Raw genomic sequence first — 23733 nt, 5'->3', positions numbered from 1 at the left:
GAATAATGTGGCATTTGGGCTGCTTTGCCCTTGAGCCGCCACTGCAGAAACGCTAACTCTTGCCCTGTTCCACCACACACCATCGGATGCATTCCACGTCATGAACCATCTCGACCAATTGGAAGCGCAGAGCATCTATATTCTGCGTGAAGCCTACAATCGCATCAAACCCCTGTCGATGCTGTGGTCGCTCGGCAAGGATTCCAACGTCATGATCTGGCTTGCGCGCAAGGCTTTCTACGGGCGCGTTCCCTTTCCCGTGATCCTGCTGGATACCGGCAACGAGCTGGATGAGGTTTATGCCTTCCGAGACCGCTACGTGAAGGAATGGGACCTGAACTACATCAACGCCGAATGCCCGCCGTACGAGGAGACAGATCCCGAATTGACGCACAATGCCCGCTCGGCGGCGCGCAAGACCCTGGGCCTGAAGCAGGTTATCGAGCAGCATGACTTCCGGGGCATCTTCCTGGGCATCCGCCGCGACGAGCAGGCCGTGCGCAGCAAGGAGCGTGTCTTCAGCCCGCGCGGCGAAACCGGTGAGTGGGACTACAAGGACCAGCCACCCGAGTTCTGGGAGCAGTACAAGACCGAATTCGCGCCGGGCACGCACGTGCGCATTCATCCGCTGCTCGCCTGGACCGAGGTCGACATCTGGCGCTACATCCAGCGCGAAAACATCCCGGTGGTTCCGCTCTATTTCGCGCGCAACGGCATGCGCTATCGCTCGCTCGGCGAAAAGGACATCACCCGTCCCATAGAGTCCAATGCCGCGACCATCGAGGAAATCATCGAGGAGTTGCAGACCACGAATACGTCGGAGCGTGCCGGCCGGACGATGGACCATGACAGTGAGGATGCCTTCGAGCGCCTCCGCGCCGCGGGATACATGTAATGCAGGATTCTTCTCTCGATATGCTCCGTGAAACCTTCAAGATCGTCGTGGTTGGCCATGTGGATCACGGCAAGTCGACACTGATCGGACGTCTGCTGTACGACACGGACAGTCTGCCGGAAGGCAAGTTCGAGGAACTGAAGGCCGTTTGCGATCGTCGCGGCATGGCGCTGGAGTGGTCCTTCGTTCTGGACGCCTTCCAGGCCGAACGCGACCAGGCGGTGACCATCGACACCACGCAGATCTGGTTCAAGACACAGAAGCGCGATGTGGTCATCATCGACGCGCCCGGACACCGCGAGTTCCTCAAGAACATGGTCAGCGGTGCGGCTTCGGCCGATGCGGCCCTGCTGGTTGTCGATGCCGAAGAGGGGGTGCGCGAGCAGACCCGCCGCCATGGCTATCTGTTGCACCTGCTGGGTGTGAAGCAGGTGGCCGTGGTCATCAACAAGATGGACCTGGTCGATTATTCGGAAGAGCGCTATGGAGAGATTGTCCGGGAAGTGACGGCCTACCTACATGGTATCGGCGTCGAGCCCAGCTTCATCGTGCCGATCTCGGCCCGGGAAGGCGACAATATCGCCAAGAAATCCACATCCTCTCCCTGGTACAAGGGACCGACCATCCTGGATGCCCTGGATCGCTTTCACTCCGTGACGGTGCCCTCGGAGCAATCCCTGCGCTTGCCGGTCCAGGACGTCTACCACTTCGATCATCGCCGTATACTTGCTGGCCGTGTCGAGGCTGGCGTGATCCGTCCGGGTGACGAGATCCTGTTCTCGCCCTCGAACAAGACGGCGCGCGTCAAGTCCCTGGATGTCTGGGACGCCCCGCCTCTGTTGGAGGCCCATGCCGGGCAGTCCATCGGCCTGACCCTGGAAGAGCAGCTCTTTGTCGAGCGCGGAGAGGTGATCAGCCATGTGGAGGACCCGCCGGTGCTTTCGACGGTCTTCCGGGCCCGGCTTTTCTGGCTGGGGCACAAGCCCCTGGAAGTGGGCAAGCGCTATACCCTGAAACTGGCCACCAAGACGGCCACCGTCACGGTTGTCGGGCTCGAGACCCTGATCGACACGGACACGCTGGCGCATCGTCCGGGGACCAAGCTCGAGCGTAACATGATCGGCGAAGTCGTGCTGCGCGCCCGTGAAGTCCTGGCTTTTGACGAGCATGTGGCCCTCGACAAGATGGGCCGCTTCGTCCTGCTCGAGGACTACGACGTGGTGGGTGGCGGCCTGATCTCCATGGAGGGCTATCCCGACCAGCGCCAGAGCCTGACCGTGCGTTCGACCAACGTCTACTCCGTCGAGCACACCATTACCCGTGAGAATCGCGTCGTGCGTAACGGGCACAAGGGCGGCGTGCTCTGGTTCACGGGTCTGTCAGGTGCCGGCAAGTCCACCCTGGCCATGGAGGTGGAGAAGCACCTCTTCCAGAAAGGCCATCAGGTTTATGTGCTGGACGGGGACAACGTGCGCGCTGGCTTGAACGCCAACCTGGGCTTCTCCCCGGAGGAGCGTACCGAGAACATCCGCCGGGTTGGAGAGGTTGCAGCGCTTTTTGCCGATGCCGGTTTCATCTGCATCACGGCCTTCATATCGCCCTATCAGGCCGACCGTGACCGGGCACGAGCGGCGGCCAACCGAGTCGACAGCGAGGCCTTTCACGAGATCCATGTCAGTGCGGATCTGAATACCTGTGAACGACGGGATCCGAAAGGCCTATACAAGAAGGCCAGGGCTGGCGAAATTCAGGATTTCACAGGCGTCAGCGCACCCTATGAGCCCCCGAGCATGCCGGAGCTTGTCGTCGATACAGATGCCAAGGACCTGCCGTCCTGTGTCGAGCAGGTGATCGACTATATCGACCGGACATTTCAGGTGGAATAAGCCACCGTTCCCGGGCTTCCGAGCTCCGGGAACGGTCATGGCTGGTCGTCTGTTGTTACGTGGCTGTCATGACGTCCGCGAGGAAAGCCGGATCGGCATTGCCTCCTGACAATGTGATGGCAACGGTCTTGTCCGCTGCATCAAATTGGCCAGCGAGCAGGGCAGCCAGGCAAACTGCGCCACCGGGTTCCACAACCAGCTTCAGGTTTCGCATTGCAAACGCCATGGCTTCGCGAACCTGTTCGTCACTGACAGCAAGCGCGCCTGACAGAAGCTGCTGATTGATCTGAAAAGTGAGCTCTCCGGGACTTGGCGTCAGCAGGGCGTCACAGATGGATGCTGCATCAGGAGCATTTTCCAGGCGCTTTCCGGCAGCCAGTGAGCGTGCAGTATCCTCAAATCCCTTTGGCTCGACGGCATAGATTTGACTGGCAGGAGACATTTCGCGAGCGGCAAGTGCGATTCCAGCTGTCAGGCCACCGCCACCACAACACACAAGAACAGCATTGATGGCCATATCCCGCTCATTGGCCTCCTCGAAGATCTCGAGACCACATGTTCCCTGACCAGCTATGATCTGCGGGTCGTCGAAGGGACGTATCAAGGTTGCGCCGCGATCATCCAGAAATTTGCTTGCGATTGCCTCACGGCTTTCAGTTTTCCGGTCGTAGAGGACGACTTCGGCACCATAGTTGCGCGTGTTTGCTATTTTCAGCGAAGGCGCGTCGTTGGGCATGATGATCGTGCATTCTATGCCCAGGATCTTCGCAGCTGCAGCCACACCTTGCGCATGGTTGCCGGAAGAGTAGGCGACAACGCCCTTGGCCTTTTGCGAATCATCGAGCAGTGACAGCCTGTTGAATGCACCTCTGAACTTGAAGGAGCCAGTGCGCTGCAAGGTTTCGGCTTTCAGTAAAACACGTCCATTCACGGCTTCATTCAGGTAGGCATTCTCAAGCAATGGTGTCCTGACAGCCCGGGGGGCGATGCGTTGGCTGGCCGCTTCGATATCGGCAAAGGACGGCACCTGTGTATTACCCGGAAAATTCATTGGGTGGCCTCATTGTTGGCAACATCATCGAAGTTTCGTGTTGCTTGGGCGGGATGTGGCAAACCGTCGTAAAGGTTGCCTTGTTCTTGGAGCTTGCGTCGATAGACGACCACTGCCTCGGAAACACGCTGAACGTAATTTCGCGTTTCCTTGAAGGATATCTGTTCGACCCAATCAACGGCATCTATATTCGGATGACGCGGATCGCCGAAACGTTCAATCCAGTCATTTGCCCGGTGCGGTCCGGCATTGTAGGCAGCGAGGACCAAAGGCAGATAGCCGCGATAGCGTTCCAGCATTTCCTCCAGATAATTCCGCCCAAGCCGCATGTTGTAGCGCGGGTCGGTGGTCAGGCGGGAAGCTTGGTAAGCAATGTTCATCTTGTCGGCGACCTGCTGAGCTGTGCCAGGCATGACCTGCATTACACCCCTGGCACCCGCATGGCTGACTGCTGAAATATCGAAGTTGCTCTCCTGCCGCATGAGCGCAAGAAGGATTGGCGCCAGCGGGTCGTTCTCATCGATCCAGGCTGGGACCGGATAAAGATAGTCCGGCATCATGATTCCGTTGTAGGCGGCACGCCTTGCTGTTCTGACGGCTTGATCCACACGACCCCGGTTCATTCCTAGATCGGCTACCAACCTGTAATCGCTTGCCGTCTCAGCATTCCGCAGAAGTGAAGAAAAGAAATAATCGGCCAGATCGTCACGTTCGACCCCATCAAGAATTTCTATGGCACGTTGCAATTCACCTTGCCGGAAGGAACCGCGCTGTTCTGAAGAAACTGCCGGCATCCCCCCCTGGGTTCCGCGTGACAAGCCTGTCTCGGCAACAGCAAGCTGCCCATAGTAGTTGTTGTCCAATTGAGCTGCGTTAGAAAACCACTTATGGGCGAGCTGTTCGTTTCCAAGAGCGTTGGCAGCCCTACCTGCCCAATAAGCACCCCTGGAACGGCTTATTTCAGTGGTTACACCTTCGTGCAACCGCTCGAAATGGCGATATGCATCTGCCGGCCTATTCAAGAAGCGCAGCGCGATCCAACCGGCCAGGAACTCACCTTCGGCAAATCCGAGGCCGGAGTGCAGACCGTGAGAACTTGCGAGTTCATAAGCTTCACGTGCGTGGCCGTCCTCCAGCAAGTCCCTTGCAGCCCAATGCTTCAACGGCCACCAGCGCTCGCTGGAGGCTGTGCCCTGACTTGCATCATGATCCTGTAAAAGAGGAAGGGCTTCATAGATGCGATTCTTCCGCATCCGCCAGCGGGCGCGTTCGTACAGCAATCCATCGTGGTCTTGCAAATTATTGGGAACGGCACGAATGGCGTCATCCACACCTGCTTGCTGACGCGCCAATCTGATCTGTGCTGTAACCAGTTGTTGATATCCAGGGCCAAGACGCGCCGCCGTGCGCAGCGCTGGCTGTTCCTGTCCATCCCGCGTTTGGCGTTCAACGCGTGCAATATGATCCGAGCGCGTCAGATGCGACGCAAATTCCTGGTAGAATGCCTCTTCGTCGCTGTGTGAAAAATCCGTCTCTCTCCAAAGGCGGCGCACGACTTCTTCCAGTCGTTCTGCAGAGGCTGTGAAGGCGATGGCCCGTGCGTAGGCCAATGCGGCCTGCCCCGAGAGGGGAGGATATTGCTGGAACCAGTTTGCTCTAGCCTGGGGCGGCATGCCCTCGGGCATGACTTTCTCTGCTGCGCGGCGGAGAGTTATCTGCCCTGGCCAGTTCGGGTTATCTTCAAGAAACGCACTGATCTCAGCAAAGTCCTGCCGATCACCATAACGCAGAAGCCGATACCACTGGAGCAGCTTGGCGGCGAGAGGATTATCAAGTCCGGCCGCTATGTAACGTGTTTCTGCCGGTTTACCCTGGTCGATACGTTCCAAGGCGCTTGAAAGCTTTTCCTTGTCACGCGAATTCAGCTCCGCAGCGGATGCAGATAATACCATGAACGAGGAGAGGAGAAAGATGGATAGGCAAGAAAGGGAAGACGTCAACAGGCGCATCGACCGAAACTCCTTCGGTGCATTACTTCGGAAAAGCAATTTAGCACAGCCCTTCAGGGGCACAAATGAAACAAGAATGAGACGTTGCGGCCAGGGTCAGTGACCTTGCGGCAACCCGGTCGCAGCGCTATCGTCCTCCCGAATTCAAAACGCCCGGAATTGGGGCGGATCAGCCTGTTAAGTGAGCATTTTCATGACCCACCCAATCTACAAGGGCTCCATGCCCGCACTTGTGACGCCCTTTCGTAATGGGGCTGTTGATTTTGATCGTTTTGCAGACCTTGTGAATTGGCAGATCGAGCAGGGATCGAGTGCACTTGTGCCCTGTGGAACCACCGGAGAATCACCGACCCTAACACACGACGAACACAAACGGGTGGTGGAAAAGTGCATCGAGGCCGCTGCAGGACGCGTCCCCGTTATTGCGGGAGCGGGGTCAAACTCAACGGCAGAGGCGATCGATTTCACCCAGCATGCGGAAGCTGCAGGAGCTGATTCGGCTCTTGTGGTTACGCCTTACTACAACAAGCCGCATCAGGAAGGAATGTATCAGCATTTCAAGGCTGTCCATGATTCCTCCAGCTTGCCGATCCTGATTTACAACATACCCGGTCGTTCGATTGTGGACATGACTGTCGAGACCATGGCTCGACTGGCCGAGGATTGCCCAAGAATTGTTGGTGTGAAGGATGCGAGCAACGATTTGGCGCGTCCAGCTGTAACACGCCTGGCCATCAAGAAGGGATTCACACAGCTGTCGGGAGAGGACGGGACGATCCTGCCTTTCATGGCTCAAGGAGGGCACGGCTGTATATCCGTAACCGCAAATGTGGCGCCATCTTTGTGTGCTGACTTTCAGGAAGCCTGGCATAGCGGTGACCGCAAGCGCGCCGAAGAGATCAACGATCGATTGATGCCATTGCATGCGGCCCTGTTTGCCGAGCCAAGTCCGCAACCAGTCAAGTACGCGCTCTCCCTGTTGGGCAAACTTGAAAATGAGCTTCGTCTGCCCATGATTCCGGTAACCGAACATACGCAGGCCCTCGTCCGGGAAGCCATGTTGGCTGCCGGACTGATCGATTAATTCAGCACATTTGAAGTTTCCTTCATGAGCAAGCAACCGCAGCGCGTTGTCGCCCATAATCGTCGGGCGACCCATGACTTCTTCATTGAGGAGAAGGTGGAGGCTGGCCTGGTCCTCACTGGATCAGAGGTGAAGTCGCTGCGCCATGGCCGTGCTTCCATCAATGAAGCCTATGCCAGTGAAGAAAATGGTGAGCTGTATCTCATCAACTCACATTTCTCGGAATACGGGCCGGCCAATCGCTTCGGGCATGAGCCCAAACGGCCTCGGAAGCTTCTGGTACACAGAAGGGAGCGGGATCGCCTGTTCGGAAAAGTGCGGCGTGATGGCTATACCCTTGTGCCACTATCCATTTATTTCAATGAGCGTGGCCTCGCGAAGCTGGCATTAGGTGTGGCCAAGGGCAAACGGAAACAGGACAAGCGGGAAGACGTCAAAAAGCGTGACTGGCAACGGCAGAAAGCGCGCCTGCTGCGCGAAAAGGGCTGATCAGTTCTCAAGCCTTTTCCGAAAGCCTGTTCTGAGCCTTCGCAAAGACATCATGGAACATGGTTTCCGTCAGACGACCAGTGTTGGTGTTGTAGCGTGAGCAGTGATAGCTGTCGACGAGTTGCAAGCCGTTCGGGAGGTCATGGATTAGCGCATGCCCGAACCTAAAATGGCTACGTTTCAATCCACAGGCCATCAAGAGAGCATCATGTGCAACACGCCCAAGTGCGACGACGACCCTAAGCTGTCTTAGTGATTCGAGTTCGCTTGCCAGAAAGCCATTACACGTGCGTATTTCTTCCGGCGTTGGCTTGTTGGCAGGTGGCACACAGCGAACAGCGTTCACGATGCGACACTTCCGGAGTGTAAGCCCATCATCCGGCCGCTTTCCGTAGTCACCCTCTGCAAGATTGAACTTCTTCAAGGTTGCATAGAGCAGATCTCCGGCGTAATCGCCTGTGAATGGACGTCCTGTACAATTGGCACCCTTGAGGCCTGGAGCCAGGCCCAATATCAGCATTTGGGCACTGTCTGGCCCGAACGCAGCAACGGGAGCGTTGTGATAGTCGGGATACTGGCGTCTATTCTCATTCCTGAAATCAACCAGGCGGGGACAGAGACTGCAGTCAGTGGGGGGCTGTTGCGCCTTCATTCTTTGGCTTGCTCTCTACTTTCGGAAAGCAGATCAAGGGTCAGTCCGAGGCATACTCTTCTTCATATGCATCCTCGTCATTGAGAAATTCGGCGTCCAAGTCATCTTCATCTTCATAGACGTCGTCACCGGGTTCTTCCTGTCGCCTGGTTTTCTCGACAGGGGGTCCGCTCCTTGCAATGCGGTTCTTGAGACTGCTGATATCAACGAAGTGATCTGCCTGGCGCCGCAACTCGTCTGCAATCATCGAGGGTTGCACACGAATTGAAGAGATAACGGTGACTCTGACTCCGCGTCTTTGCACCGCACCGATCAAGGAGCGGAAGTCGCCGTCTCCGGAGAAGAGAACGGCATGGTCGATCTTGTCGGACAGTTCCATCATGTCGACAGCCAGCTCGATATCCATGTTCCCCTTGACCTTCCGGCGCCCATTTCCATCGGTGTATTCTTTTGCCGGCTTGGTTACCATGGTGTATCCATTATAATCCAGCCAGTCGATTAGCGGGCGTAGCGGTGAATACTCCTGATCTTCGACAAGAGCCGTGTAATAGAAAGCTCTGACCAGTCGGGCTTCATCTGCAAAAACTTGATATAGCTTCTTGTAGTCTATGTCGAAATTCAGAGAACGTGCAGTTGAATAAAGATTGGATCCATCAATAAACAATGCGATTTTCTCTTCTGGATAGAAATTCATTCAAATTAACCTTTTCTGGAAACAAATGACAGGAATGTCGCGGTATCATTCGAAATTGGCTTTCACGGTCAATAAATCTATGAGAAAGCACGGATAATTCATGCAAACTGACATGCGTTCGTGACGAGCGCAACACTCCCTTTGAACTGATAAAGGCCTCGACCGTGATCCTGGTAGCCCTCGGATCAAATCTTCCCCATCCGGACTACGGAAGTCCGCTGCAGGTTTGCGAAGCAGCGGTTGATGCGCTTAAACAGGCAGGGTTGCGCCCCATCCGGCGTTCACGCTGGTTCGAGACGACGCCTGTTCCCGCATCTGACCAACCGAATTTCATAAATGCCGTTGTCGAGTTGTCACCGGAGTTTGATCTGTCTCCCCAGGATCTATTGAAAGAGCTGCATAAGATAGAAGCCCTGTTTGGCAGAACGCGGGAACGACGGAACGAAGCCCGCCTTCTTGACCTGGATATCATTGATTTCAATGGCAGAGTGAGCGGAAAGGGCCAGATTCCCGTGTTGCCCCATGCGCGCATGGGGGAACGGGCCTTCGTGCTTTATCCTTTGAGGGATGTTGCACCTCACTGGCGACACCCAGAAGACGGTGAGGGCATTGACGAACTTATTTCCCGGTTGCCTGAAGGGCAGGGGATACGTGTCCTTGCATGACACCGGCCTGACTTCTATAGTCACTGCAAATATGAGAAAACTGTATCCGGAGTTAGCAATATGGCACGCGTCACCGTTGAGGATTGTGTCCTCAAGGTTCCCAACCGGTTTGAGCTTGTAATGCTGTCAGCGCAGAGAGCGCGGGAAATTTCTTCTGGTGCCCAGTTGACAGTGGAACGTGACAACGACAAGAACCCAGTCGTTTCTCTCCGCGAAATTGCCGATGGAACGGTTGATCCGGATGAGTTGAGGAATTCTCTGGTCTCTGGCCTGCAGCATCATGTGGAAGCTGACGAGCCGGAAGAAGAAGACATGAATGAAACCGACATGCTGACGGCCAGCCTCCAATCGGCTGAAGCGGAGACGGTTTTGCCGAAATCCTCGTCACCAGACATGGAAACCGAGGAAGAGGGCGAGTAATCCTCTTCCGGACGGTGTCCTTACGCAACAGACTGTTCTCTCCTAAATCCTGCATGCAATGGCCGCTGAGCAGGGCGCTTGCCAATAGCGTCCACGCGCTTACGTGCTATATTGCATGCAGATATATTGATGGGATACGTGAACGGAATGCTGCGGCAGTTTGAGCTTGTGGAGAGGGTTAAGTCCTATGATCCCGGCGTGGACGAGGACCGGCTGAATCGGGCCTATGTCTACGCGACAAAAATGCATGGGTCCCAGAAGCGTGCCTCAGGCGATCCTTATTTTTCCCATCCCATCGAAGTTGCAGGCATTCTCACCGAGCTGAAGCTCGACTGTGATTCCATCATTACGGCACTGCTTCATGATGTTGTCGAAGACACTGACGGCAGCCTTGAAGATATAGAATCGCTTTTCGGCGAAGAGATTGCCAAGCTTGTTGACGGGGTGACGAAACTCAGCCTGCTGGAGTTGCAGTCCGAAAAAAGCAAGCACGCGGAAAACTTCAGAAAACTTGTCCTGGCCATGTCCGAGGACATCCGGGTTCTGCTGGTGAAATTGGCAGACCGTCTCCACAACATGCGGACCCTGCACTTCATCAAATCCGAAGAGAAGCGGCGGCGCATTGCTTGGGAAACAATGGATATCTATGCGCCCCTTGCAGAGCGAATAGGCCTTCAGCGCTTCAAGGACGAGTTGGATGATCTGGCGTTTTCGGAGCTAAACCCCGATGCACGAAACTCCATCATCGCCCGGCTTGAATACCTGAAAAGCTCGGATGATGACGTAACGGACAAGGTTGTAGAGGAGTTGGTTCAAGTCCTGAAGGATGAGAGCCTTGATGCCGGGGTTTTCGGGCGCGTGAAGGCGCCTTATTCAATCTGGCGAAAGATGCAGCATCGAAATGTCGGCTTCGAGCAACTGGCCGATATCGTGGCATTTCGCATCGTCGTTCAATCTGTTGGCGAGTGCTATCAAGCCCTCGGTGCGTTACATGGGCGCTATCCGGTCGTACCTGGGCGTTTTAAGGATTATATTTCCACCCCGAAGCCAAACGGCTATCAATCGCTTCATACTTCATTGATCGGTCCCTTGCGCCAACGCATTGAAGTCCAGATTCGCACGCAGGCCATGAATGATGTGGCCGAATTTGGTGTGGCTGCGCACTGGCGTTACAAACAAGCCCCCGATGCCCCGGAACTGCCGATGGAAGGACGCAAGTTCCGATGGATCCGCGAACTGCTGGATATTCTGGAGCACGCTTCCAATCCGGAAGAATTTCTCGAGCATACCAAGCTCGAAATGTATCAGGATCAGGTTTTCTGCTTTACGCCCAAGGGAGATCTGATTGCCTTGCCGAAGGGCGCAACACCCATTGATTTTGCCTATGCCGTGCATTCGGAGGTTGGCAACAGCTGTGTTGGGGCACACGTCAACGGCCGGATGGTTCCACTCCGCACAATCCTGGAGAATGGCGACCAGGTGGATATCGTTACATCCAAAGCCCAGAGTCCTTCACCGGATTGGGAGAGCTTTGTCGTCACCGGAAAGGCTAAGGCTGCGATTCGGCGTTTCATACGCCAGGAACAGCGCCAGCAGTTTATTAACCTTGGCAAGGAATTACTGGACCGTACCTTCCGCCAGGAAGGCTATACCCTGACGGAAAAAGGGGTGGCAGGCGTCCTGAAGAAACTCAAGGCCGACCAGGTCGCCGATGTCTATGCGGCCGTCGGCCAGGGAAATATCACGGCACGCGAAGTACTGGTCTCGGTCTTCCCCGGAGCGAAAGAAGAAGAAAAACCCAACAAGGTCGTTCCGATCAACCGGGCGCGTCGCGGAAAATCCGGTGATCACTCTATCCCGATCAAGGGGTTGATTCCGGGTATGGCGGTTCATTTTGCCCACTGTTGCCATCCGCTGCCCGGAGATCGGATCGTTGGAATCGTTACCACCGGCAAAGGTGTGACCGTTCACACGATTGACTGTGAGACCCTGCAAGCTTTCCACGACAGCCCGGAACGGTGGGTGGATATCAGCTGGGAGTATGATTCCAGCGAGGAGGGCTTCACAGGAAGATTGCATCTTATTGTGGCAAATGAGCCAGGAGCGTTGGGTTCGCTTTCGACCGTTATCGGTAAGAGCAAGGGAAATATCACGAATCTGAAGATTGTAAGTCGCTCCACCGATTTCTTTGAGATGTTGATTGATCTTGAGGTCAGCGATGTAAAACATCTGACGAACATAATTGCCGCTCTTAGAACAATGCCCGCCATTTCCTCCGTCGAGCGGGCGCGCGGATAGGCCACCGTGAAATAGACCGAAGCCAATTGTTTCGTCGTTATCATGTAAATCTCTAATGCTCTTCCGTCCTCGTTCTCCAATGCCATTACTGCAGCGACTGCGCAGCGCCATCTGGCCGCGACGCAGTTGGAAACGTTCTGCGCGCTATGTAGGGCACAGGTTGGGGCGCATTCCTTCGACGCCCTACAGCATTGCCGCGGGCTTTGCATCGGGTGCAGCGATTTCATTCACCCCGCTATTGGGCCTGCACTTCCTGGGGGGCGGCCTTATCGCACTCATCCTCCGGGGAAACCTGCTGGCTTCAGCGATCGGAACAGTTGTCGGAAACCCCTGGACTTTTCCCATCATTTGGGCCTGGACCTTCTCACTTGGTCGTTGGCTTCTGGGAGAGGCTGACATGATCGAGACGCTCCCACAGCATATCTCGATGAACTACATCTTTGACCATCCAAGCCAGGTCCTGCTTCCAATGATGGTCGGAAGCCTTCCCACAGCCCTTTTTATCTGGTTTTTTTGTTTCTGGTTTGTTCGCAGACTTGTCTCAGGCTACCAGAAGGCGAGACGCAAACGCTTGGAGAGAGGCCTGGCCAAAGCAGAAGCCAGCAAGATGGCAACCAGCAAGAAGGAAAAATCCCAATGAATTCGGTCAAGGCTTCGGGAAAGCCCAGGCTTGGGGTTAACATCGATCATGTGGCGACACTCAGGAATGCGCGTGGCGGTCTTCACCCGGATCCCGTGGATGCGGCCCGGGTTGTCGAGAAGTCTGGCGCTGATGGAATCACTGCCCATCTGCGGGAGGACCGCCGGCATATCCGCGATCGAGACATCACGCGGCTCAGTGAAGAAATTCAATTGCCTTTGAATTTCGAGATGGCAGCCACTCGTGAAATGCTCGAAATCGCCTTGGAGGTTTCGCCACACGCCTGCTGCCTTGTACCGGAAAAGCGCGAAGAGGTGACCACCGAAGGCGGTTTGGATGTCGCCTCCCAGATATTACAGTTGAAGGACTATATCTCCACGCTCTCGCAAGCGGGTATCCGTGTGTCCCTCTTCATTGATCCGGAAGCGTTGCAGGTGAAGGCGGCAGCGGAAGTGAAGGCACCGGTTGTCGAACTGCACACGGGGGCTTACTGCGAGGCTGTCTTTTCAGAAGGATTTGAGAGCACTGCTTCTAAACGGGAATTTGAACGCTTGAGGACTTCGGCAGACTTGGCAGCAGGCCTTGGACTCGAATGTCATGCCGGTCATGGTCTGAATTTCGATACAGCAAAGGCTGTTGCCGGGATTGTGCCCTTTGTTGAATTCAATATTGGTCATTTCCTTATTGGTCAGTCAGTTTTCGATGGCTTGCCAAGCGTCGTGCAAAAAATGCATGTCGCATTGGAAGAGGGCAGACATATTGTGCTGGCGGGAGGAGGATCTTGATCCTTGGCATAGGAAACGATCTACTGGATATAAGGCGGCTGGAAAAAACTCTGGCCCGTTTCGAAGAACGATTCACCCAGCGCGTCTTTACGGAAACAGAACGCAGGAAATCTGACCGCAGAGCTGAGCGGGCCGCCAGCTATGCAAAAAGATTCGCCGCCAAAGAAGCTGCCGCGAAAGCGCTGGGAACTGGTGTTCCCCGGAAAGGTGTCCATTGGCAGCACATTGGTGTGGTGAACGAGCCCAGTGGCAGACCCACACTGGATTTGAAAGGCGGTGCAGAAAAGCGCCTGATTGACATGACACCCCCGGGTATGACTCCACAGATTCATATCACGATCACCGATGATTATCCGTGGGCCCAGGCCTTGGTAATTATCTCCGCAGTTCCCACAGAGGATGACTAGCGCTATACCCTCGCGTTGTTAACAAGATTTCTAGGTGGGTGGGCCAAGGATGAATTCGACCATGACAAAAAAGAAAAGTGAAAGCGGGGGAATTGGCGAAACGCTAAGAACCGTTCTTTATGCCATTCTCATCGCACTTGTATTGCGGACCTTTGCCTATGAACCCTTCTCCATACCGTCCGGGTCGATGCTGCCCACACTGATGGTCGGAGACTATCTTTTCGTCTCCAAGTTTTCCTACGGCTACAGTCGTCATTCTTTTCCGATGAGCCTGGCCCCGATTGATGGAAGGGTATTTGCCAGTCAACCCGAACGGGGGGATGTCGCTGTCTTCAAGCTGCCCTCAGACAACAGTACCGATTACATCAAACGGATCATCGGCTTGCCTGGTGACAGGATACAAGTTGAGGAGGGGGTGCTGCAGATCAACGGAGATCCTGTTGAACGCGAGAAGCTTGGAGAAGGTATGGTACGAAGCGGTGGCTATCCCATACGAATTTCGGAGTATCTCGAAACACTGCCCAATGGCGTTACCCATCAAATCTGGGAACGCGGGGACGACGAGCTGTTTGACAACACTCCAGTCTTTACTGTCCCGGAAGACCACTTCTTTGCCATGGGTGACAACCGCGACAGCAGCCAGGACAGCCGCTCGCAGAATGTCGGTTTCATACCGGAGGAAAACCTGGTCGGCCGCGCTGAATTCATTTTCTTCTCGAACAATGGAGCAGCCCGCTTCTGGGAGATCTGGAAATGGCCCTCCGCCATACGCTTTGATCGCATTTTCCAGGCCATTGACTGAAACTCCGGAGTCCCCCGTGCATGCCCGCGATCTCGGCCAAGCGCATATCGGACCTTCTCGAACATGAGTTCTCTCAGCCGGAACTCCTGCAGGAGGCATTGACGCATTCAAGCCGTGGAGAAAACCGTTCCTATGAGCGTCTGGAGTTTCTGGGGGACCGAGTGTTGGCACTGGTTGTCTGTGAAATGCTGTTGCAGCGCTTTCCGAAAGAGCCTGAAGGCATGCTTGCCCGCCGCCTGGCAGCCTTGGTCAAGCAGGAGACCCTTCACAAGGTCGCATCCAACTGGCATCTGGAAGAACATGTCATTCTTTCAGGCGGGGAAGAGGACAGCGGTGGACGTCAGAATCCTGCCATCCTGGCGGATGTCTGTGAGGCCCTTTTGGGCGCGCTTTATCTTGATGGAGGCCTGGAGGCCGCCCGGCGCGTGATCGAGCGTGACTGGAAAGACCTTCTGAAGGCCGATATCAGCCCGCCACAGGACAACAAGACACGTCTGCAGGAATGGGCCCAGGCACGTGGTTACCCCTTGCCGGTCTATCGGGAGGTTGCCCGCAGTGGCCCGGCACACGATCCAGTCTTCACCATCGAGGTGGAGGTCGAGGGGTTGGGATCCGGGCAGGGCGAAGGACGATCGAAGCGCGTGGCTGAACAATCCGCGGCTAAGCAATTGCTGTCGCACCTGGAAGGGTAATCGACATGACAGAGAACTGTGGCTTGGTTGCCCTTGTCGGGCCGCCGAATGCTGGAAAATCAACTTTGATCAATCAGGCCGTGGGCGCCAAGGTTTCAATCGTCACACACAAGGCCCAGACAACGCGCACACGTGTTCGCGGTGTTGCCCTCAAGGGGGACTGTCAGATCGTGTTTGTTGATACGCCAGGCATATTCTCCTCCCCCAAGAGACGACTGGAGCGATCCATGGTTCAGGCAGCCTGGGATGCGGTTCAGGACTGTGACTTGGTGCTGTTCCTGCATGATTCCAATCGTGGACCTGATGATGCACGAACCCTGCATGTGCTGGAAAGACTGAAGCACAGCCGCACCCCATGTGCGCTTGTTCTCAACAAGATCGATTCCGTTCGGCGTGAAACGTTGCTTGGCCTGGCGGCCAAACTGAACGAGGCCGCAGCATTCGAGCAAACGTTCATGATTTCTGCCAAAAAAGGAGATGGTGTAACGGATGTCCTCGACTGGCTTTGCGAAAGGCTACCAGAAGGCCCCTGGTTGTATCCGGAGGATCAGCTTTCCGATCTTTCCGACCGATTGATGGCGGCAGAAGTGACGCGCGAAAAGCTTTTCCTGAACCTGCATGAGGAACTGCCCTATTCGCTAACGGTTGAAACCGAGAGTTGGGAGGTCTTCAACAACGGGGATATTCGTATTGAACAGACCATCTACGTCGAGCGAGATGCCCAGAAACGCATAGCGCTCGGTGCTCAGGGGGCAACCATTCGCAAGGTCAGGGCACAGGCACAACAGGAATTGGAAGCCTTGCTGGAGACCAAGGTTCACCTGTTCCTTTTTGTAAAGGTGCGTGAGCGTTGGGTGGACGACCCTTCCCGATACCGCGACTGGGGTCTTGATTACGATATCTGAGTTTCCTGTGTTCCAGGTGTTTGCCGCTTTTCAAAGCCGCCCTGCTGTCCCATTCTTTCATCATGATTGAATGGCAGGACAGAGGTATTGTTCTTGCGGTCAAACCGCATGGGGAAACGGCTGCTGTCGTGAATTTACTGTGTGAAGAGCATGGGCGTCACGCGGGCTTGGTGGCTGGTGGGCAGGGTCGGCGCATGACCCCCGTCCTCCAAGCGGGAAATCTGGTCCAAGTCAGTTGGCGGGCACGCCTGCCGGATCATCTTGGGCATTTCTCGCTTGAGCTCGAGCGTGGCTATGCTGCGCGCCTCATGGAAAATCCGGAAAGCCTGGTCGCTCTTCAATCCGCCGTGACCCTCTGCGATTATGCCCTGCCTGAACGTCAGGCGCATACGGCCATTTTCCACGGCTCGCTTGCGTTGATCGAAGCCCTGGACGGCGACTACTGGGGCGAAGTCTACATCAAATGGGAGCTGCTTCTTCTCAGTGAGCTGGGGTTTGGCCTGGATCTGGAGCGGTGTGCAGCAGGTGGCAGCAACGATCATCTTGCCTACGTGAGTCCGCGTAGTGGCCGTGCCGTCTCGCTCTCGGCTGGAGAGCCGTACCGACACAAGCTTCTTCCTCTTCCGGGATTTCTTTCCGGACGGGGAAAAGGGGGGCCGACTGAGATACGTGAAGGGCTGGAGATGACAGGTTATTTCCTGGAAAAGAACGTCTTTGCACCACGTGATCGCCCTCTGCCAGAAATTCGCACAAGGCTGGCGCAGCACTTTTCATCACGAGCCGCTTGAACTAGCCTGCCAAGCATCTAACGAGCTTATCCTGGACAAGAAAAAACGGATGTCTCAGTTGCACGCCATAGTGGTTGGCGCCGGCATAGTCGGTGTCTGCAGCGCTCTTCAGCTTCAGCGCAAGGGGATTCGCGTTACCTTGATGGAACGTGACGAGCCGGGGGCAGGGGCCTCTTATGGCAATGCCAGCGTACTGGCGAGTGAATCCGTCATTCCCATTTCCATGCCTGGAATGACGCGAAAGGTTCCAGGCATGCTATTGGATCCCATGGGCCCCTTGCGCATTCGCTGGTCGTATCTTCCCCGACTTGCTCCCTGGCTGTGGCGCTTTGTGATGGCTGGGCGGAAGACGGAGGCCGAGCGCATTACAAATGACCTGGCCAGGATTCTGGATGGATGCATCGAGGACTTCCGGCCTTTGCTGAAAGCGGCAGATGCAGAAAACCTTCTTGTGGAACGAGGTTGGATCGGCGCTTACCTTTCAGATTCCGCACTTGAGAACGCCCTCTATGCAACTGAACTGCAGAAGCGGAACGGCGTCTCTGTCAAGAAGATGAGCACAAGCGAACTCAGGGAGCTGGAACCGGCCTTGTCCCGGAATATAGCAGGGGGATACTACTATCCGGGCGTCGCGCATGTCGTTGACAGCCACAAACTGACAGTTCGCCTCGCAGAGCACTTTCTTGCCTCTGGCGGCACACTGCTCAAAGAATCGGCGAAAGACCTTCTCAAGGACCACAAGGGGACTGTCTATGCCGTCGCAACAGATAGTGACGAACATTCATGTGATGCACTCGTGATTGCCGCAGGTGCCTGGTCGCGCGACCTGGTCAGGAAGGCTGGTGTGAGGCTGCCACTGGATACCGAGCGTGGATACCATTACACGATCAAGCAGCCAGGAATCACCTTGTCCCGTCCCGTCTATGTGCCGGAGACAGGGTTGGCCTGCACCCCACTTGATGAGAGCATACGCCTTGCGGGCACAGTGGAATTTGGCGGGCTCAAGGCGTCACCTGACTGGAAGCGCGCAGAGGTGTTGGCGTCCCGAGGCAAGGAACTTTTCCCGGAACTTGATACGAATCATGGTTCTTCCTGGATGGGTTTTCGGCCATCGATGCCCGATTCGCTTCCTGTCATCGGCCCGGCGACCCCTGCGTCGAATGCCTACCTGGCATTCGGACATGGACATTTGGGCCTTACCCTTGCAGCCCGGACCGGGCGCATGATTTCCGAGATGATCTGCGGGGAGCCGGTATGTGTCGATCCCTATCCCTACCGCAGCATGCGATTCTGATTTCCACTTCTTGTCGTCTGAACCAGGCACGCCTACCATATGTGGCCTGCTAAGAAGAGGGGCCAATGACTTCTACCTCGTCCACAGAAAATTCCAACGTTTCCGATGTCCGCCTGGTGGATGCGCTGTCCGAGCGTTATCTTTCCTATGCACTGTCGACGATCATGTCGCGGTCCTTGCCGGATGTCCGGGATGGATTGAAACCCGTTCACAGACGCCTGTTGCATGCCATGCAACTTCTGCGTCTCGACCCGGAGCATGGCTACAAGAAGGCCGCTCGCGTCGTCGGTGATGTGATGGGTAAATTCCACCCGCACGGAGATCAGGCAATCTATGATGCGATGGTGCGCCTGGCCCAGGGGTTTTCGTTGCGCTATCCCCTGGTCGATGGGCAGGGCAACTTCGGCAATATCGACGGCGATAATGCAGCCGCCATGCGTTACACGGAAGCGCGACTGACGTCCGTGGCGATGCGTCTGCTGGAGGGTATCGATGAAGATGCCGTTGATTTTCGCCCGACCTACGATGGTGAAGCCCAGGAACCAGTGGTCCTACCGGCGGCCTTTCCAAACCTGCTGGCCAATGGCGCACAAGGCATTGCGGTTGGTATGGCCACGGCAATCCCACCCCACAATGTTTCAGAGATATGCAGCGCTCTTCGTCATCTCATTGCGCACCCTGACGCCGAAGTCGCCAAGCTTGTCGAATATCTTCCCGCTCCGGATTTTCCAACCGGAGGCATTCTTGTTGAAAGCCCGGACAGCATTCTTGAAAGCTATTCCACGGGACGTGGCTCCTTTCGGTTGCGTGCTCGCTGGGAGACGGAGTCCTTGAAGGGGGGGACATATCAGATCGTTGTCACGGAAATCCCCTATCAGGTGCCGAAAGCACGGCTGGTCGAGAAGATCGCGGATCTTCTGGCGGCCAGAAAACTCACTCAGTTGGCCGATGTTCGCGATGAATCCGATGAGAACGTACGCCTGGTTCTCGAGCCGCGCAGCCGGAATGTGGACCCGCAGGTCTTGATGGAATCTCTGTTCCGGCAAACGGACCTTGAGACCCGAGTCTCGCTCAACATGAACGTTCTGGATGCAGATAACACGCCGCGTGTCATGAACCTTCGCGAGGTTTTGCAAGCTTTTCTCGCGCATCGTGAAACTGTTCTCTTAAGGCGGACACGCAATCGTCTGGAACAGATTTCAAGACGCCTCGAGGTTCTCTCCGGCTATCTTATCGCTTTCCTGAATCTCGATGAGGTTATTCGCATCATTCGCGAGGAGGATGACCCCAAAGCGGAGCTGGTGCGTACCTTTGAACTTAGCGATACGCAGGCCGATGCTATCCTGAACATGCGGCTGCGCTCGTTACGTCGCCTCGAGGAAATGGAACTCAGGCGTGAACATGAGAGGCTCATTGAAGAACAGGCCGAATTGAACCGTCTCCTAGAGGACAGCCAGAAGCGCTGGAAGGTCATAGACAACCAGATTTACGAGCTTCAGGAAGAGTTCTCGACCGACACACCATTGGGACGGCGCCAAACTGAAATTGGCGAAGCCCCGGCTGCGGTGATTATCCCTCTCGAGGCAGTGATAGATAAGGAGCCAGTCACCGTACTCCTCTCCGAGAAGGGCTGGATACGAGCTCTCAAAGGACATCACGACGACCTTTCAGAGACACGTTACAAGGATGGAGACCGTGGGAAACATGCCCTTAAGGCCTATACCACGGACAAGATCCTGCTTTTCGCAACCAATGGTCGTTTCTATACACTGGGAGCAGACAAGCTGCCAGGAGGGCGCGGCTTCGGGGAACCCCTTCGTCTGAGCATCGATTTACCCAACGATCAGGATATCGTGGCCTTGAAGGTTTACAGCCCATCCGGCCAGATATTGCTGGCATCCGATGATGGCCGTGGCTTCGCTGTTTCCGAGGATGATGTGGTGGCCCAGACCAAGAACGGAAAACAGGTTCTCAACCCCGCCAAGGGCGCCGAGGCTTCGGTTTGCCGTCCAATTATGGACAGCGATGATTCCGTTGCCGTCATAGGGGAAAACCGCAAGCTCTTGATATTCCCGCGCAACGAGTTACCAGAAATGGCGCGTGGCCGCGGCGTCATTCTACAGCGCTACAAGGATGGTGGCCTGTCTGATATCAAGACTTTCCGGCTAGTGGATGGATTGACCTGGGCGGCTGGCCCCGGGCGCGTTCGCACGGAGAACAACCTGATGGAATGGCAGGGCAAGCGTGGGCAGTCGGGCCGCCTAGCTCCACGTGGTTTTTCAAGCTCCAACAGATTTGACTGATATCCAGGCATGACTTCAATGTAGCGAATGGCCTCAGCAGCAGGACAAGTCACATGCAACGCCGTGTCTTCCTGAAGAATAGCCTGCTTGGCGGCAGTGCTGCGGCACTCGGCGCCAGCATGACAGCTTTGCCGCGTCCGGCGATATCCGGAAACCGCAAGCAACTGCGCATGCAGACGGCTTGGCCGAAAGAAGCAAAAGGGCCGGGTGCTGGTGCTCTATACTTTTCAGAGTACGTGACGCTTCTATCGGAAGGACAACTTAGCGTTGAGCTTTACTGGGATACTCCGGAGCGCTCCGCCTTCGATGCCATGAATGATGTCCAGTCTGGTGAAATGGATATGGGGCATAGCGCGCCTTACTATTGGAAAGGCGCTCTTCCGGCTGCCGACTTCCTGTCTGGGATCCCATTTGGCTTCACATCCATGGAAATGGATGCCTGGTTGCAATTCGGTGGTGGGCAGGAACTTGCCGACCGAGCCTATCGAGATGTTGGGTGCAAATTCCTGGCGTGTGGTTCTTCGGGTCAGCAAATGGCGGGATGGTTCAGCCACTCAGTTTCGGAAATTTCCAGCCTATCCGACCTGCGTATCCGTATGCCAGGTTTGGGGGGCGAGGTATGCAAAGCAGCTGGTGCAAGTGTCGTGCTGCTTCCCGGTAGCGAGATTCCCAAGGCAATCGACTCCGGTGTCATTGATGCCGTCTCATGGATGGGGCCTTATGCTGATGACAGCCTTGGCTTGGCTCAAAGCGGCTGGTCTTATGGTTACCCTGGCTGGCAATCTCCATCCGTTCTACTCGATGCCTTTATCAGCCTCGATTTGTGGGGGCGCCTGAATTCGACAGAGCGAACCGTGTTGCAGACTGCAGCAAGACTTTCGCATCAAAAGACTCAAGCTGAATTCCAGGCCCACAATCACACTGCGCTCAAACGCATCATCGAAGAGCAGGGAATTGAACTCTTTGCATTCAGCGATCAGACGTTATCCGCTTTGGCTGATCTTTCGGGAGAAGTCATGAATGACCTTGCGGTCGCGGATTCCTTCAGTAACGAAGTTTTTCAGAGCATACTGCGCTTCCGGCAGAGCCTGCATGGCTGGTCGAAATACACGGATCTGGCAATGCTGCAAGCGCGACAATTGAAGTACAGTTTTCCTTCAGCCCAAGAAGATCAGTAAGGCTACAGGCGCTCCAAGTCTATCCAGCCATCCGTGCTCAAGGCTTCGATCGGACGGAAGTCCGTTTTGTATGCCATCTTCCGCGACTGCGCGATCCAATATCCCAGATAAAGGTAGGGAAGCCCTCGTTTCAGGGCTTCCTCGATCAGCAGCAGGATAAAATAGCGGCCAAGACTGCGCTTTTCGTCTTCGGGTGTGAAAAAGCTGTAAACGGCAGAAAGTCCATCATCGAGCACATCCATAAGGCAGGCGCCACGCAATTCACCGTTGGCATAACGAAGCTCCAGGACCTCGGTGCGAATGTTTGTGTCCTCGATCATGGCCCGGTAATCCCTGAAGGTCATCTCGGCCATTTCGCCGTCATGATGCCGGGTATTTAGATAGCGAGAAAAAAGCCTGTACTGCTCTCTTGTGGCCATGGCGGGGCGGAACATTGCTTCCAGGTCCGCATTCTTCCTGCGAATGCGTCTTTGCGACTTGCTTGGCGCAAAGCGCTCCACAGCAATCCTGACAGGCACGCATGCATTACAGCCCCTGCAGGCAGGGCGATAGGCATAGTGATGACTGCGCCGGAACCCTGCCTGGGAAAGGCGTGAGTGATGAGATCGCGCATTTCGCCCATGCAGATCCGTCAAGAGCTTGCGTTCGTAGCGTCCCGGAAGATAAGGGCAGGGCGCTTCAGCCGTCACCATGAAATGAAGTTCAGGGCGCGTTGTTTCCCTTGTACTCTCATTCACCGGTACAGCGGACAACTCTGGGGCAGGAGGGGACTCATGCGGCATTATTAGCTCACTCCATCGAGCATCTGCCAGCCCTTCAGGAAAGGAAGGCGTGGCCCCATTGCATGGCATCTAGCTGAAGAAATCCGCCGAGAGCTTGTTGCCAACGGAAATGATCCTTTGCTGCGTCCAGTCAAGAAACTCGTGCAATCCTCTGGACATGATGACGTCCACGCTGCTGTTATTCAGTACGGCACGCAGTTCATCCAGTTCATCAAGGGCATTTGCGCCGCCTTTCAGTTGAAACTTTTGCCTCAATTCCGTCAACTGGCTTTCGAACTGGCTTATGGAAGCATGTACGGAACGCGGAAAGGCATCGTTGAACAACAGGAAAGCGACAACATTCGGTACAGCAAAACCTGTCGGGTGAACGCGTCTGAAGGCATGGTAACCGGCAGCCGAACGCAGCAGAGCGTTCCACTGGCTGACATCGAGTGCCGAGCCGACGTCATGGAGGCTCGGCAAAAGCATGTGGTATTTTACATCCAGAAGACGCGTGGTCTGATCTGCGCGCTCGATCATGCGGCCTAGCTGGTAGAAATACCAACTTTCATCACGATAGAACGTTCCTTCCGTAATTCCCGTATGGGCCTGGCATTCCTGGCGTACCTGCATGCACAACCGAGAAAGACGGCCTTCTCTCAAGTCTTCTTCGCGTGTGCCCCGGATCCAGTTGCTGAATACATTCATATGAACCCACATCTCTGTGGAGATCAGGGGGCGCAGCGTACGGGCATTCTCACGTGCCGACTGTACAGCAGAGACAAGCGAGGAGGGATTGCGATTTTCCAGAACGTAGAAACGCAGCACATTCTCATCACCATAATCATCATAAACTTTGTCAAATCTATTGTTATCATTATATAATTCGACAATAGAGCGCCAATTCTGGCCACCTCGGCTGTCACGGCTGTAGGTTTCGTTGACATCGAGAATGCGCGCAAGATTCTCAGCGCGTTCAATATATCGCCCCATCCAGTAAATGCAGGCTGCCTGGCGCGAGAGAAGGGCCGTCAT

Annotated in this window: 23 protein-coding genes; 17 read left to right on the top strand and 6 right to left on the bottom strand. The window is 55.4% G+C overall.

Going from position 1 to position 23733, the window contains the following annotated elements:
- Positions 1-100 precede the first annotated feature (100 nt).
- Both cysD and cysC read left to right on the top strand, forming a co-directional pair.
- Positions 101-895 carry a sulfate adenylyltransferase subunit CysD gene (gene cysD, locus G502_RS0102390; RefSeq protein ID WP_022727061.1) on the top strand — a complete coding sequence of 265 codons (795 nt, stop codon included), beginning with the start codon at positions 101-103 and terminating at the stop codon, positions 893-895.
- Entirely contained in the window at positions 895-2781 is a 1887-nt protein-coding gene (cysC, locus tag G502_RS0102385; RefSeq protein ID WP_245560697.1) for an adenylyl-sulfate kinase, read from the top strand. Before cysD ends, cysC begins: the two co-directional genes overlap by 1 nt.
- A 55-nt stretch (positions 2782-2836) precedes the next feature.
- Here the strand turns inward: cysC and G502_RS0102380 are convergent, their stop codons facing one another.
- Together G502_RS0102380 and G502_RS18295 are read right to left on the bottom strand one after the other, a co-directional pair.
- Positions 2837-3832, bottom strand: a complete 996-nt coding sequence (locus G502_RS0102380; protein ID WP_022727059.1) for a threonine ammonia-lyase — start codon at positions 3830-3832, stop codon at positions 2837-2839.
- Complete coding sequence (locus G502_RS18295; protein ID WP_051151967.1) at positions 3829-5841, bottom strand: lytic transglycosylase domain-containing protein; 2013 nt, start codon at positions 5839-5841, stop codon at positions 3829-3831. Before G502_RS18295 ends, G502_RS0102380 begins: the two co-directional genes overlap by 4 nt.
- 193 nt (positions 5842-6034) lie before the next feature.
- Here G502_RS18295 and dapA point away from each other — a divergent pair, with 193 nt between their 5' ends.
- Together dapA and smpB are read left to right on the top strand one after the other, a co-directional pair.
- Positions 6035-6925, top strand: a complete 891-nt coding sequence (gene dapA, locus G502_RS0102370; protein WP_040487565.1) for a 4-hydroxy-tetrahydrodipicolinate synthase — start codon at positions 6035-6037, stop codon at positions 6923-6925.
- Positions 6926-6949: 24 nt separating this feature from the next.
- Positions 6950-7414: an SsrA-binding protein SmpB gene (gene smpB / locus G502_RS0102365; RefSeq protein WP_022727056.1), complete on the top strand. Its 465-nt coding sequence runs from the start codon at positions 6950-6952 to the stop codon at positions 7412-7414.
- 7 nt (positions 7415-7421) lie between these two features.
- Here smpB and G502_RS18290 read toward each other — a convergent pair whose 3' ends face one another.
- Together G502_RS18290 and G502_RS0102355 are read right to left on the bottom strand one after the other, a co-directional pair.
- Positions 7422-8066 carry a uracil-DNA glycosylase gene (locus G502_RS18290; protein WP_022727055.1) on the bottom strand — a complete coding sequence of 215 codons (645 nt, stop codon included), beginning with the start codon at positions 8064-8066 and terminating at the stop codon, positions 7422-7424.
- 40 nt (positions 8067-8106) lie between these two features.
- Positions 8107-8760 carry a LabA-like NYN domain-containing protein gene (locus G502_RS0102355; protein ID WP_022727054.1) on the bottom strand — a complete coding sequence of 218 codons (654 nt, stop codon included), beginning with the start codon at positions 8758-8760 and terminating at the stop codon, positions 8107-8109.
- Positions 8761-8924: 164 nt separating this feature from the next.
- Here G502_RS0102355 and folK point away from each other — a divergent pair, with 164 nt between their 5' ends.
- The 13 genes from folK (at position 8925) to G502_RS0102290 (ending at position 21937) form a co-directional block, all read left to right on the top strand.
- On the top strand, positions 8925-9425 hold the full coding sequence (gene folK / locus G502_RS0102350) for a 2-amino-4-hydroxy-6-hydroxymethyldihydropteridine diphosphokinase (RefSeq protein WP_022727053.1): 501 nt from the start codon (positions 8925-8927) through the stop codon (positions 9423-9425).
- A gap of 60 nt (positions 9426-9485) precedes the next feature.
- Complete coding sequence (gene rpoZ / locus G502_RS18285; protein ID WP_022727052.1) at positions 9486-9845, top strand: DNA-directed RNA polymerase subunit omega; 360 nt, start codon at positions 9486-9488, stop codon at positions 9843-9845.
- A 147-nt stretch (positions 9846-9992) separates the two neighbouring features.
- Positions 9993-12143 (top strand): RelA/SpoT family protein, encoded by a 2151-nt coding sequence (locus G502_RS0102340; protein WP_026988979.1) that lies wholly within the window; start codon positions 9993-9995, stop codon positions 12141-12143.
- A 55-nt stretch (positions 12144-12198) separates the two neighbouring features.
- A complete protein-coding gene (locus G502_RS0102335) occupies positions 12199-12783 on the top strand; it encodes a DUF2062 domain-containing protein (RefSeq protein WP_022727050.1) in 585 nt (194 codons plus the stop codon).
- Positions 12780-13568, top strand: a complete 789-nt coding sequence (locus G502_RS0102330) for a pyridoxine 5'-phosphate synthase (protein ID WP_022727049.1) — start codon at positions 12780-12782, stop codon at positions 13566-13568. Before G502_RS0102335 ends, G502_RS0102330 begins: the two co-directional genes overlap by 4 nt.
- Complete coding sequence (gene acpS, locus G502_RS0102325) at positions 13565-13975, top strand: holo-ACP synthase (RefSeq protein ID WP_022727048.1); 411 nt, start codon at positions 13565-13567, stop codon at positions 13973-13975. Before G502_RS0102330 ends, acpS begins: the two co-directional genes overlap by 4 nt.
- Before the next feature lie 61 nt (positions 13976-14036).
- Positions 14037-14777: a signal peptidase I gene (gene lepB / locus G502_RS0102320; protein WP_026988977.1), complete on the top strand. Its 741-nt coding sequence runs from the start codon at positions 14037-14039 to the stop codon at positions 14775-14777.
- A gap of 20 nt (positions 14778-14797) precedes the next feature.
- Positions 14798-15469 (top strand): ribonuclease III, encoded by a 672-nt coding sequence (gene rnc / locus G502_RS0102315; protein WP_022727046.1) that lies wholly within the window; start codon positions 14798-14800, stop codon positions 15467-15469.
- A 5-nt stretch (positions 15470-15474) separates the two neighbouring features.
- On the top strand, positions 15475-16374 hold the full coding sequence (gene era, locus G502_RS0102310) for a GTPase Era (RefSeq protein ID WP_022727045.1): 900 nt from the start codon (positions 15475-15477) through the stop codon (positions 16372-16374).
- A gap of 62 nt (positions 16375-16436) precedes the next feature.
- The gene (gene recO / locus G502_RS0102305) at positions 16437-17162 is read left to right on the top strand and encodes a DNA repair protein RecO (protein ID WP_245560712.1); all 726 of its coding nucleotides are present in this window, start codon (positions 16437-16439) and stop codon (positions 17160-17162) included.
- A gap of 49 nt (positions 17163-17211) precedes the next feature.
- Entirely contained in the window at positions 17212-18456 is a 1245-nt protein-coding gene (locus tag G502_RS0102300) for an NAD(P)/FAD-dependent oxidoreductase (protein WP_022727043.1), read from the top strand.
- Between the two features lie 65 nt (positions 18457-18521).
- Positions 18522-20759, top strand: a complete 2238-nt coding sequence (gene parC, locus G502_RS0102295; protein WP_022727042.1) for a DNA topoisomerase IV subunit A — start codon at positions 18522-18524, stop codon at positions 20757-20759.
- A gap of 53 nt (positions 20760-20812) precedes the next feature.
- Positions 20813-21937, top strand: a complete 1125-nt coding sequence (locus G502_RS0102290; protein WP_022727041.1) for a TRAP transporter substrate-binding protein — start codon at positions 20813-20815, stop codon at positions 21935-21937.
- Positions 21938-21939: 2 nt separating this feature from the next.
- Here the strand turns inward: G502_RS0102290 and G502_RS0102285 are convergent, their stop codons facing one another.
- Positions 21940-22719, bottom strand: coding sequence for an arginyltransferase (locus G502_RS0102285; RefSeq protein ID WP_081649645.1), 780 nt, complete (start codon positions 22717-22719; stop codon positions 21940-21942).
- A 69-nt stretch (positions 22720-22788) separates the two neighbouring features.
- Complete coding sequence (locus tag G502_RS0102280; RefSeq protein ID WP_022727039.1) at positions 22789-23733, bottom strand: alpha-E domain-containing protein; 945 nt, start codon at positions 23731-23733, stop codon at positions 22789-22791.

Origin of the sequence: Fodinicurvata sediminis DSM 21159, from assembly GCF_000420625.1 — a bacterium.
Lineage (GTDB): Bacteria > Pseudomonadota > Alphaproteobacteria > Kiloniellales > DSM-21159 > Fodinicurvata > Fodinicurvata sediminis.
The sequence above is the reverse complement of the archived record's forward strand: the minus strand, read 5'-3'. Positions and strand labels throughout refer to the sequence as shown.